This window comes from Photobacterium arenosum, assembly GCF_014841115.1.
In the GTDB taxonomy this organism is placed as follows: Bacteria; Pseudomonadota; Gammaproteobacteria; order Enterobacterales; family Vibrionaceae; genus Photobacterium; species Photobacterium arenosum.
The window spans coordinates 107,787-119,297 of sequence record NZ_JACYTP010000011.1; the positions used below are offsets into that span (position 1 = coordinate 107,787).

Below are 11,511 nucleotides of genomic sequence, written 5' to 3' on the forward strand. Positions count from 1 at the left end.
CCGGTTAGTTGATGCAGCTAAGCATGAAGTTAATGATGGGATCGGTGTCCGTCTTCATGTTGAGTGCTTTTGGCAGGTACTGAGGTGGCTGCAAAATATCCCGCTCAATTAGCTCATCAAGCAATGGTTTAAACTCAAAGCCTGTTTTACCAATGAACAGCGAGGTCAGATCAGTTTCCTTGTGTAACCTGAGGGCATCTTTCAAACCGCGGAGGTACAGATAGTCTTTGGTAAAACCACCGCCACGGTACGCGCGGGTCGTAATGGTAAACGCAGTGTCATTGGACAGGCCGTAATCAAACTTCAGCGTATTGAAGGTTTCATTAAAGCTGCGTTTATTTACCATCATGTCAACTGCAACCACGCGTAACGCCAGCGTCTTCAGCCTGTGCAACGGGAAATTACCCGACAGGTGCTCACACAAAATCGCCAGGCCTTCCTGAGTATGGGTATTGCCCGGTAAACCGAGCTGCAATACTTTGAGTGGCTGGGCTTCAGCGTTGACGCTGGTGACCATATGTACGCCCATTTCGTGATGAATCAGCGCAAACAGATCAGAGGGAGTGAACCGGCTGTTCAGGTTGATTTTTACGGTACGGCCACTCACCATGGCGCGAGCGATCAGCTTGGTCGTGCCCTGAATTTTGCAACTGAAGCCGTAATCGTCGGCGGCTTCATTGAACGCAATGACAGCTTCTTCTGCACTGATGGTTGCGTTTTCTGGCTCTGCATATTCTCTGGCATGCAAAATGAAGTTGGCGTTAGCGATATCGCTTTCATCTGGCCGGCCATAATAGCGCAGAGAGTTGTACAAAAACTCCTCGTGGCCCAGGCTGGTCAGCAGGTCAATACGAACGGCCAGTTGATCGATGACTTTGCGGTACATCGACTGAATACCCGCATCACGAATATCTTCTACCGGCAGCCGGTATAATTGTTCGCGAAACTTATAGGGATCCAGATCTAACTGACGGTAGGTAAACTGCGGATGATACACATCGCGGTTATGTAAAAACCGGCGCTTTTCCTGTTTCAGGTTGATCGGGTTAATGTAACTGAGTGTATTCAGGCCACGGGCAAATTTGTACAGCTGGCGGTCCAGCAGAACAACTTCCTTTGGCAGTTTTGAGTCCAGTACATGGGCATTCTGACGTCGACGGGCAGGTTGCTGTGTACGGCTTTGCATGACAAAAGCAGCATGGCCGGTCAGGGTATCTTTTAATTCTGTTTTCAACTGCTCAATGACTAACGGATAACTTTCACCACCTGTTTCATTCATATACACCTTCTTGATCTCAATGGGTAAGATGAGGGTGCGGGAGAAATTATCTCGAACAAATGTCGCCTGATATCCCATACCCTGAAAAACAAGATTTTCACCCGCTGTAACTGCCTGGTTCGGCAGTTGGATTTGTCCTAGCCTGGTCAGGAGATTACTAATTTCGGCCTGCCATGCTTTGCGATCAATCTGCGCTGTCCCCAAATTAAATGTCGGACATGGCTGGGATATGCGCTCGTGATTATATGAGTGCAAGTCATATATTACACAGTAGCCGAACTTGCGCTCAAGAGACGTGATCAGTGCACGAAAAATGCGGTAATAACAGGCATGCTTTGCCAAAGAGACCTGCTTTTCTGATTCGGTCAGTTTGGCATGCCAGACATCTTTCCCCCAGGCCTGCTGATAAATACAGGCCTCCGGACTGCGGTTAAGATCGTACTCGTACCGCGAGTCTTCACCTTGCAGCACAATCGGCAGGGAAGTGATGAAATCGCCCGTGTAGGGATCTTCCTCATAGTACCTTTCCGTTTCTGAAAGGTGGCACTTAGCCACCAGTTCAGGGCGTAACCGGCTGCCGTTGTGAATGGCAGTGGCGACAATCGGCTGGTACTCGGTGATGCGAATGGTGACACTCCCGTCAGCCAGCTGTCCTTCAAAAGGAATGTGCTGCTGGATGAAGGACAATACATCACGCTCAGTTAGTTGACGCATCTTCGATAACCTGACGGAATTTATTTTTGCGAGCAATGCTGATGTCTTTGGCTTTGACAACACTCTCGACGAAATCAATCACCTCACGCTGAAGCTTGGCGCGGTTCAGACGGTTGATACGCGTAATACCACCAGGGCTCAGTACATTGACTTCAACCAATTTGCCATTGATGACATCCAGACCCACAAAGTAAAGGCCGTCACGTACCAGTTTCGGGCCGATATGGCGGCACAGACGCAACTCCTGTTTCGTCAGGGCGTGTTTGACTTCCTGACCACCGGCGTGAATGTTTGAGCGAACGTCATCTTTGGCCGGCACACGCTTCATCGCGCCAATAGGCTCACCGTTCAGCATCATGATACGTACATCGCCTTTCTCTGCGCCTTCGATGTAGTCTTGCAAAATCACATAGTTGTGATCGTCGCCGATATAAAAGTCCAGCAATGAGCGCACGCTGGATTTGGCACTTTTCTCAACCAGAATAACGCCTTTGCCACCGTAACCGTTCAGCGGCTTCATGATCATGCGGTCATTGGGGTTCTCTTCCAGTACGCGCTCAAGATATTCACGGTTCTTCGACACGTGTGTCACAGGGATGAACTCGCGGTTTGGATCCGGCAAAGACGCGGTATAGAGTTTGTTGTTGGCAACACGCAGGCCGTCGATGTCATTGAAAATGAAAGTATCGTCACGTACTGAATCCAGGAAATTGAGCGCCATGGTATCCAGCGGCGGGTTTGCTCGCATGATGATGGCATCGAATCCAGCCAGCGGCAGTTCTGCTTTGCGGAACTCTGCTTTGCGGTAAAAGCTCGGCACATTGTTAGACACTGTCGACTTTTTAAGTACCCGACAAAAAGCGATTGCCATGCTGTCACGCATAGTCAGGTTACTAGGGGTAGTCAGAGCGACAGTATGGCCGCGACTGGCAACTTCATGGATCAAACGCAGGGTAGAGTCTGTTTCAGGCTCTACTCTGCTCCATGGGTACATTACGAAGCAAATTTTCATTTCAATTAACCAATTTATTGCCCGGTTTATCAGGCAAAAAAGAAAAGAGCCATGCGCGGTTTGCGAATGGCTCGGTAAAGCATGTTGCTATGGCGATAAATGACGGATTAATTAAAAATCCATGTCGTCATCGCTACCGCCGTCATCGCTATCATCGTCAAAGCTGCTTGCTGATGATTTGCGAGGTGAGTTACACAAGGTGTAGCTACGTATTTTTGTAGAAGTTTGTTTCAGGTACTTAACCCAGCATTTAGCAAAGTCTGAAGAGATTTCCTGTTGTCCTGTTATTTCAGCAAAAAACTGCTCTTCTTCCGGTGTTTCAGGCCTGAGCAAACCTTCATGGATGCCACGCATGGTTCTGCCATAACTTTCCAAAATGCTGGCTTCACCCACAGTGAAGACACCGGAGCGGTTAAATCCGCGCGGGAAATTTTTATCGTCGTAAAATTTACCTACATTTCTCATCTGATCACCTGCCATGTGAGATTTTCGCAGATATTCTTTCAGGTTTGTCGAGTTGTAAATCAAAGCTTTTTCGTCGTAACGATAAAACTTTTTGATGATAATGGGGGGAGGGGCAGTGTACTATCGCTAAGGGCATATATGCCCAGAGTCCCACTCTTCATTATGTAGGTTTACTTGTGGACACCGAACTACTCAGAACATTTCTAGAAGTGACGAAAACACGTCACTTTGGCCGTGCTGCCGATAATTTATATCTGACTCAGTCTGCGGTCAGTTTCCGGATACGCCAACTGGAATCCCAGTTAGGTAACGCTTTATTTTCACGTCAACGCGGCAATGTTCATCTGACTGCGGCAGGTGAACGTCTCCAGCCGTATGCAGAAGCCATCTTGCAGACATGGAGCAGGGCGCGTCAGGATGTGGCATTGTCAGACTCACGTAATAACCAGATCACGCTGGGCGCTTCCGCCCTGGTGTGGGAGTTTGATGGTCTGTCAGACTGGATCAGCCGTATTTATGGTGCGATTCCAGAATTGGCGTTGCGTCTGGAAACCGTTCCTCGTCAGGCTCAGGCCAAGCAAATACTGAATAAGAGCGTGGATGTGGTTATCACCAGTGAACCGCCAAAGATTGACGATTTGATGGTGAATAAAGTCAGGGATTATCAGCTGCAACTGGTTTGTCATCAGTCCGACTGTGGCATGTCAGACATCAAAGATTTTCCTTTGATCTATTTGGACTGGGGGACGCGGTTTGCCGTTGATCACAGCCGGATTAATGAACTGCAGAAGACACCTATCTTACACACACATTCCAGTAAGATGGCATTGGAACACTTATTGAACAATGGCGGAGTAGGCTATTTGCCTTCACCTGTTATTGCACACAGTGTTGAGTCCGGTGAGCTGCATTTGGTTAATAACGCCCCCGTCATGGAGCAGTCTTTGTACCTAGTCTGGCGTGATGATAATGAAAAAGTGGAACTGCTTAACGGTTTGCTGGATGTCGCGTTCAGTGAAATAAGTGAGCGTGTCTAGGCGCATTTCATCGAGCAGAATATTTTATTCTCTTGATGAAAATATCTTGTTGTACAGGGATTCAGGCTTTGCATTAGTCTCGCTGCTGAAGGGGTCAGTTCCGTACACTTAATCACTGTTTCGGCTATGTACAGCGATAGAACTGACCACCTGACTGTAACACTAAGCATTAGCGTATGTCTGAATCGTTACCCTATGCTTAGTGGTGATGGTTTGCCACTAATGGCAACCTAATATACTCAATGTTTTTATCTGGTTGTGTGTCAGGAAACAAGCATGGCAAAGTTAGATGAGAAGTTCCGCAAAGGGTCTAAGTCCAAGTTTAAGAGTGACTTTAACGATGACTTTTTAGATTACAATCAGCAGGCGCGGAAGAAGAAACGCCGATCAACGCGTCAGCGTCAGGACAGCGGTGAGTACATCGATTTCGACTACGAATAATTACTGCTTTTTTGACTACATAGCCCCCCAGTTTGGGTAGCCAGACATGAAAAGCGCACTTATCGGTGCGCTTTGTTATATCAGACAGGCTACAACCTTATCGCCGCTTATTTCCCGCCGTTATCTAAAGTCGCAACATTAATTGAATAACAGACTAGTTAGTTCATCCAGATGGCGCACTGTGTAGCTGGGTCTGATTCCCTCTGGTGCTTGTGCATCGTGGTGATTGAGCCAGCAAGTATCCATTCCGGCCTTCATGCCGCCCAGAATATCTGAATGCGGGTTGTCTCCAACCATCAACACTGTACTGGGTGCAGGATTGCCAATCGCATTGATGGCATAGTCAAAGATGATAGGAGACGGTTTGGCGGCGCCCACTTTTTCCGAAATAATCAGAGAAGAAAAATAGTGATCCACGCCGGTTCTCTGCAGGCGAATGTCCTGCAGCTCAGTAAAACCGTTGGTGATGATGCCCATTTTCGCGTGAGGATTGAGGCGTTCAAGCAGAGTGGCTGCACCCGGTAACAAAGAGCAGGTGTCTGCCATTGCTTCGAGAAATGCGCTGTTCAGGGTAACGGTTGTCACGCCAAGTTGCTGAGCCCAGGATTCAAACCGCTGATGCTTCAGCTGCTCTGCGTCTATATCACCGTTTTGGTAGTCAACCCAAAGAGGCTGATTGACACGCTGGTACTCGGAGAAATGCTCTGGCGTGAAATCGACCTCAAAGCGTGAAAACATCAGCTTAAGGCCACGATAAGCGTCAAAGTGAAAAAGAGTCTCGTCGGCGTCAAACAGAATCCACTGGTATTTCATACATTAAGCCTTTGAAGTTGCAGAGGCACACATACTACTCTTTTACCGCTCCACCAACAAAAGGAATTGGGTAAACCAGTGGAAACACATTGTTGGCCGGAAGTTTACGCTGCCAGTTGGTCTTTCATCATGCCTGCAGGCTCATTGTAGAGCTTGATGACCAGCGTCAGTGTTTCTTGTTTGATGTCTTCTTTGATGGTGTCGATGGCATAGAATTGCCCATTTTTATTCTCAAGTGATTTGTCGATAAGCTGGGCTATGCTGTCGTCGATATCGCCTTTTATCTCGATTGTTTCAATGAGTTGAAAATGCCCGAGGTCTGCTTCATCGGGAGAGAGCAGTTCTGGATTGGCGAAAGCGGTGGTGGAGGCGGTTAGGATTATGGCACTGAATACAATGCGCTTGAACATGGTGTTGATCCGTTACTGATAGCTGGAGAAAACTGATTGCGGCAACTGTGCCATAGCTGCCGCAGTGAATGTCAGTTTTTTGTTAGTTCGGACTAAACGATGTAATTTTTTTGAACTTCAGCCAACATTGCTTTCCTGGTGCTGGTGAGCACCGCGAAGCATGGCATGGATTAACTCATTGGCTTCAAATTTAGTCAGCGCTTCATGGGCGCCGACCTGATGCGCCTGAGAGACACTTATCTCACTGGACAGTGAGGTATGAAGAATGATGTAAGTCCCAGTAAGCTTTGAATTATTTTGTACTTCAAAGGCTAATTCGTAGCCATCTAAGCCAGGCATTTCAATGTCGCTGACCAGAATGTCAAATGGCTGGCCTGCATCGGCAGCCTGATTCAGCATTCTCAGTGCATCTGTCCCAGTGGTTGCGATGTGATAGGGGATGCTGACGCTGTCCATTGCCTGACAGAGCTGACGTCGTGCAACAGCCGAATCATCCACCAGAAGGATTTTCAGTGGTCTTAGCGTTTCTCGCTGAACATCCGTCAATACCGGGTGCAGGCTTTCAGGTGAGTCAGGAAAGACTTTAGAAAGTAACAATTCAATATCAAGCAGCTGAACGAGCTGATTCTCTATATTGGTGACGCCGGTGACAAAGATGTTTCTGCCAAGGGATGGCGGAGGTGCATCGATATTATGCCAGTTACATTCAGTGATTTTATCTATGCCACGTACCAGAAAACCCACCAGCTTGCGTCGGCAATCAGTAATAATGATGTAGCATTTCTTCAGTTCTTCCTGAGTCAGCGCCGGGTAGCCGATAGCTTTAGCCATGTCGATGACAGGCAGCGTATCGCCGCGCAGGCTGGCTGCGCCTAACACTGTAGGGTGGGACTGCGGAATGGCTGTCAATGGCGTAAAGGGCACGATTTCTTTTACTTTCAATGTGCCAATTGCAAATAGTTGCCGGGAATTCAGCCTGAACAGCAGCATCCCCTGAGATTGATTCGTTGCGGTTTTGAGCATTGCAGCTTCCCTTAATCCACTCGCCGGATTGCCTCATGTCTGTACAGAGGAAGACAAGAAATGTATTCCGATTATAGTAGCCTGAGCGTCAGGCAAAAGGAATTCATCATATTGATTTTATTCTTAGTACTGGAAGTTAGAGGCCGATCCAGCTTTTACCTGCTGGCTGTGCAGCTGAGTACGTCTGGCTTGAACGCCACGTAATGCTTCTATTGAAGCTATAGTTAAAGTCACAAAGAGGGTTTCAGGGAAAGATACACATCAGGGACGGGTTATCAAGTAGGTTACAGAGATAGGTACGGTTATGGAATTACGTAATAGATCTGGTGATATCGCTCATCTGGCGGATAACCTGACATTGAAAGAAATTGTCGATATGGGGTTCTCTATCGACCTTTGTGATGAAAACTATGATCCTAACGAGCACTGGACAATTAAGCGTTCTCGCCAGAGAAAAGAAAGCGAGTATCCTTCCAGCTAATGGACTGTCAGCCAGAGCGGTGAGCTCTGGCTGACATGTTATTTGATTTTACTAAAGATAGGTGAAGAGGTTTTGAGCTAGCTGTTTAGGAAAGAAAATCGTTTTTTTTGACCATGTTGGCCATGATGACGGATATTTTTCTGTCACCTTCGAATGGATCTCTTCCATGCGCCGTGAGCATATTGTCAAGCATCAAAATATCATTCCTACGCCACTTGAATCTCACTGCGTATTTGTCAAAAGCTTGCTTAACTAAGTTCATATCGGAATCACAGATAACAGAACCATCACCGTAAAAAACATTTCTTGGCATCATGTCTGATCCAAACATTTCTTCCATACTGTCGCGTGTTTTGGTATCTAGGAAGGATACATGATGTAACTGCACTTGGTTGAAAAAGACATTTTCCTGTGTGATGGGGTGAGTGATAGTACCAGGGGAAATTGTACTGATTTGTAACTCCCCGTTATCCAGCCACTTAAAATTGTATCCCTGCTCTATGCATCTTTTTGAGGCTTCGTCTTTATCTGATGTCATGAAAAAGCTTTGCCAGCTTACATCGAGGTAGTCTTTAAAAGTACGAACATATGCTAATTTTTTTATCGTGAACTTATCAACGAGTTTTGCTGGTAGTTCGTTGAGAACTTTTCGGCAGTCTACGATAGGTGTGGCTCCACCTTTTTCTGCGACTTTTAAGCAATGGAAAAATTGATACTGAGGCCAAGACGGCATATGAGCACTTTCATTGTGAAACAGTATGGGTTTGTGGTTTGGATAAGGTGTGGACTTATAGACGCCGGATGAATTTGACTCTTTAGGTAAGTCAGTATAATCGCTATACGGTTTGAAATTCAGAAGCCTAACAAAATCTTCAAATAAATCAGGTGAGGAAATAGGAAAGTTTCTGAAAATAAGAGCTGGGAAGTGATGCAAATCGGATAACACCTCTTCTCTATTGGCTTCAACCCAAAGCTTTATAATAGTGTTGGCCTGATCATTATCTTTGTTGTGACTATTATAACTATAGCCTTTTATACCACTTTCATTATCTATAAAGGAATTGATGCTCATGTACTAAGCCTCTGTGAAATGAAACGAATGCCGTGATTTGTAAGTTAATATATCTCACATTAAATTTTTCTTAAAGAATTAAGTTGATTAAGTTTGCTTTGTTTCCGCTTTCTTTATCTGTTGATTGTCAAAGTTATTTGTTGAAAATTAGGCTTTAGTAACAAAAATGGTAAATAAACTTTTATTTCAAAATGCGTTTATTTGTTGGTTGTTTTATCTGGGTTTTTTATCTTTTGTGTTATTTACTATTTATTTTTCAAATAATTTGAAGTTTTATTTTGAACTCCATGATTGATTTCGTTGTGGGTTGATAGTCTTTTTTTATACTTGTCTTATGATCTTTTATTTTGCTTTTTTGGTTTAAGTGTTTATTTCGGTCTTAAATTTCACTATTTAATGGTGTATTTATCTTTATTTGTTGTCTTTGTTTTTCCTGATGTTAGTAACAGATTTCATTATTTATACTCCACTGCATTATCGATTCTGGTTATGATGATTTTGTAAGCTTTGTTTACGCTACTAAGAATCTTTTATCGTTGATATGTATAACTTCAACCTTGTGTCTGGGTGATTTTGTTAAATGAACAACATTTTATACTGAAAACACTAAAATTTTGGTGAGTGATACTTCGGAGGCGCGGATGGATGCAGCAGACAGTTTCAATGGCTACTTAACAACAAACCTAGCATTTTTATTAACAGAGGTTGATTTCTGGCAGGTCTTTGATGACGAGCTTCGATTTGCCAGTAGTCAAGTAGTACTGGACCATTTAGAACGTTATCAACATTTGCTTCCATTCACAGTTAATGAACTGCTGTCATTTACGGTGAAACTTGGCATCGTCGAAAAGTCGCAGAATACTAAGTTTATGCTCACCGACCTTGGACGTAGCTGGGCAACCTATTCTGCTTTTAGTACATGGTTGGTTGGCGGCTATGGAGACTACATCCGAAGAAGTATTTTGGATGGTACTCAATCGGCTGCACGAGAAGCGATTAATGGACATTATGTTGCGGTAGGCTCGCAAATGGCAAATTCGGCTTTTATGTTGGATGCGTATATCAATGTGCTTAAGGAGTATCAGCCCCGTTATATTGTTGATTTAGGTTGTGGTGTTGGGAAACGCTTGATTCATGCAGTTGAAGAAGTTAGTACTTGTCGTGCAATTGGTGTAGATATTAATGCTGAAGCAATAAAGGCTGCTGCGGAACTGGTTGCACAGCATGGTGTTAGTGCGCAGATAAAACTCATACAGGGAGATGCATTAGCGGTCGCTGATGAAGTGAGAGGTGCTATTGGCAATGATCTTGATGTTGTAATGTCTTTCATGTCTATGCACGATCTTTTTAATATCTATGGTCCTGAGGAAGCTGCCAGAAAAGTGGTCAAAGAGTTTGGCCAGCCAAAATACATCTGGGTTGCAGATACGGTTAAAGCAAAAAATGATGATATACAAGTAAAAGAAATCTTCTCAAATGGATTTGAGATGGTGCATGCAATGCAACAGATAAACATTTTTCCGGAAGAAACATATATTCATGCTTTTAATTTTGCTGGTGCTGAATTAATAGATAAACAGTATCTCAATGTCCCTAATACATATCTAATGATATTTAAGGTACTAGAGAGCAAATAATTTATGACTATTATACGAAATTACAATGAGAATAGTGATGATGTTTTACATCGTTTGCACATGAGCGAAGTTGGAAGCTACCCAACAAAAGACATTGAAAACACGCTATTAAATGCTATTGAAAAGACAGGGTTATACCCTGATCCTACTTCCCGGGAGCTTGTAGAGGTTATTGCGAATTACCATGGATTGCAGTCTGATAATATATTTGTAGGTAATGGTCTTGATGAAGTGATTTTTTTGCTTTGCTGCGCTTATTTAAAACATGGTAAAAAGGCTATGTTCAGCGATGCAACGTACCCAGGCTATGCTATGTCTACCAATATTCATGGTGGGGTGGGAATATCTGTTCCTTTGAGAGATTTTCATATCTGTGTCACAGAATATAGATCCACTCTACAATTGAACCCAGACGTAACACTTGCGTTTATTTGCAACCCTCATAATCCATGTGGAACTGTTCTTGATAGAAGTGCTATTCTCGAGCTTGTTCGTTATTTTAATAAATTTGGTGTAATCGTTGTTGTTGATGAGGCTTATATTGATTTTATTGGTAGTGAAATTTATAGCGTTATAAATGACATCAATGAACATCCTAATTTAATCGTTCTCCGAAGCTTATCAAAAACACATGCTTTATCTGGGTTAAGGTTAGGTTATGCAGTATCAAAAAAAGAAAACCTTTCGGTAATTTTTAATGTCGCAAAAGCGTTACCCTTTAGGGTTAATGCAATAGCACAAAAAGTAGGTGTTATTGCATTGAAAGACAAAGTGAGGCATCAAACTATTATTGATAATTCGAAGGGATATACATCAGAGGTAATGAGTGTTTTTCGAAGTCTTGATATAGATTTTATTCCTTCTGAGACAAATTTTGTACTTTTTAACCACCGATCTGTATGTGATGAATTTATAGATAAGTTACAGGCTATGGGTGTTCATGTAAGAGATTGTGATTTGTTTGGTTTGCCTGGGTGGGCGAGAGTATCTTTTATATCACAAAGTGATGTTGATGTATTTTGTCAGGCTTTGAGGAAATATCACGGTTACTGATTTTCTGTGAACCATTGAATGCGATTATAGTCAGGCGTGTATAGCATAGCCTAATAGGTTGTTAGTTGGCTTGA

12 protein-coding genes are annotated in these 11,511 nt (G+C 43.9%); 5 read left to right on the forward strand and 7 right to left on the reverse strand.

Annotation, left to right across the window (positions count from 1 at the left end; genetic code table 11):
- Window positions 1–4: 4 nt before the first annotated feature.
- The 3 genes from IFO68_RS16280 to IFO68_RS16290 all read right to left on the reverse strand — a co-directional run bounded on the left by IFO68_RS16280 (window position 5) and on the right by IFO68_RS16290 (window position 3,485).
- Window positions 5–1,993, reverse strand: coding sequence for a flavohemoglobin expression-modulating QEGLA motif protein (locus IFO68_RS16280; protein ID WP_192016893.1), 1,989 nt, complete (start codon window positions 1,991–1,993; stop codon window positions 5–7).
- The gene (gene gshB, locus IFO68_RS16285) at window positions 1,977–3,005 is read right to left on the reverse strand and encodes a glutathione synthase (protein ID WP_192016894.1); all 1,029 of its coding nucleotides are present in this window, start codon (window positions 3,003–3,005) and stop codon (window positions 1,977–1,979) included. The genes IFO68_RS16280 and gshB overlap by 17 nt, the downstream gene beginning before the upstream one ends.
- A 111-nt stretch (window positions 3,006–3,116) precedes the next feature.
- Complete coding sequence (locus tag IFO68_RS16290; RefSeq protein ID WP_375713902.1) at window positions 3,117–3,485, reverse strand: MaoP family protein; 369 nt, start codon at window positions 3,483–3,485, stop codon at window positions 3,117–3,119.
- Window positions 3,486–3,646: 161 nt separating this feature from the next.
- Here IFO68_RS16290 and hdfR point away from each other — a divergent pair, with 161 nt between their 5' ends.
- On the forward strand, window positions 3,647–4,507 hold the full coding sequence (gene hdfR / locus IFO68_RS16295; RefSeq protein WP_161458713.1) for an HTH-type transcriptional regulator HdfR: 861 nt from the start codon (window positions 3,647–3,649) through the stop codon (window positions 4,505–4,507).
- Window positions 4,508–4,783: 276 nt separating this feature from the next.
- Window positions 4,784–4,948, forward strand: coding sequence for a hypothetical protein (locus IFO68_RS16300; RefSeq protein ID WP_162836569.1), 165 nt, complete (start codon window positions 4,784–4,786; stop codon window positions 4,946–4,948).
- Between the two features lie 138 nt (window positions 4,949–5,086).
- On the opposite strand, the gene yjjG is transcribed toward IFO68_RS16300, so the two are convergent.
- The 3 genes from yjjG to IFO68_RS16315 all read right to left on the reverse strand — a co-directional run bounded on the left by yjjG (window position 5,087) and on the right by IFO68_RS16315 (window position 7,194).
- On the reverse strand, window positions 5,087–5,761 hold the full coding sequence (gene yjjG, locus IFO68_RS16305) for a pyrimidine 5'-nucleotidase (protein ID WP_192016895.1): 675 nt from the start codon (window positions 5,759–5,761) through the stop codon (window positions 5,087–5,089).
- 104 nt (window positions 5,762–5,865) lie between these two features.
- On the reverse strand, window positions 5,866–6,171 hold the full coding sequence (locus tag IFO68_RS16310) for a hypothetical protein (RefSeq protein ID WP_192016896.1): 306 nt from the start codon (window positions 6,169–6,171) through the stop codon (window positions 5,866–5,868).
- Between the two features lie 117 nt (window positions 6,172–6,288).
- On the reverse strand, window positions 6,289–7,194 hold the full coding sequence (locus IFO68_RS16315) for a chemotaxis protein (protein ID WP_192016897.1): 906 nt from the start codon (window positions 7,192–7,194) through the stop codon (window positions 6,289–6,291).
- Window positions 7,195–7,498: 304 nt separating this feature from the next.
- Here IFO68_RS16315 and IFO68_RS16320 point away from each other — a divergent pair, with 304 nt between their 5' ends.
- Window positions 7,499–7,675 (forward strand): hypothetical protein, encoded by a 177-nt coding sequence (locus IFO68_RS16320; RefSeq protein ID WP_192016898.1) that lies wholly within the window; start codon window positions 7,499–7,501, stop codon window positions 7,673–7,675.
- Window positions 7,676–7,760: 85 nt separating this feature from the next.
- Here IFO68_RS16320 and IFO68_RS16325 read toward each other — a convergent pair whose 3' ends face one another.
- Window positions 7,761–8,747: a TauD/TfdA family dioxygenase gene (locus IFO68_RS16325; protein WP_192016899.1), complete on the reverse strand. Its 987-nt coding sequence runs from the start codon at window positions 8,745–8,747 to the stop codon at window positions 7,761–7,763.
- Window positions 8,748–9,388: 641 nt separating this feature from the next.
- On the opposite strand from IFO68_RS16325, the gene IFO68_RS16330 reads away from it, so the two are divergent.
- Both IFO68_RS16330 and IFO68_RS16335 read left to right on the forward strand, forming a co-directional pair.
- Window positions 9,389–10,384, forward strand: coding sequence for a class I SAM-dependent methyltransferase (locus IFO68_RS16330; RefSeq protein WP_192016900.1), 996 nt, complete (start codon window positions 9,389–9,391; stop codon window positions 10,382–10,384).
- 3 nt (window positions 10,385–10,387) lie between these two features.
- The gene (locus IFO68_RS16335; protein ID WP_192016901.1) at window positions 10,388–11,437 is read left to right on the forward strand and encodes a pyridoxal phosphate-dependent aminotransferase; all 1,050 of its coding nucleotides are present in this window, start codon (window positions 10,388–10,390) and stop codon (window positions 11,435–11,437) included.
- Window positions 11,438–11,511 lie beyond the last annotated feature (74 nt).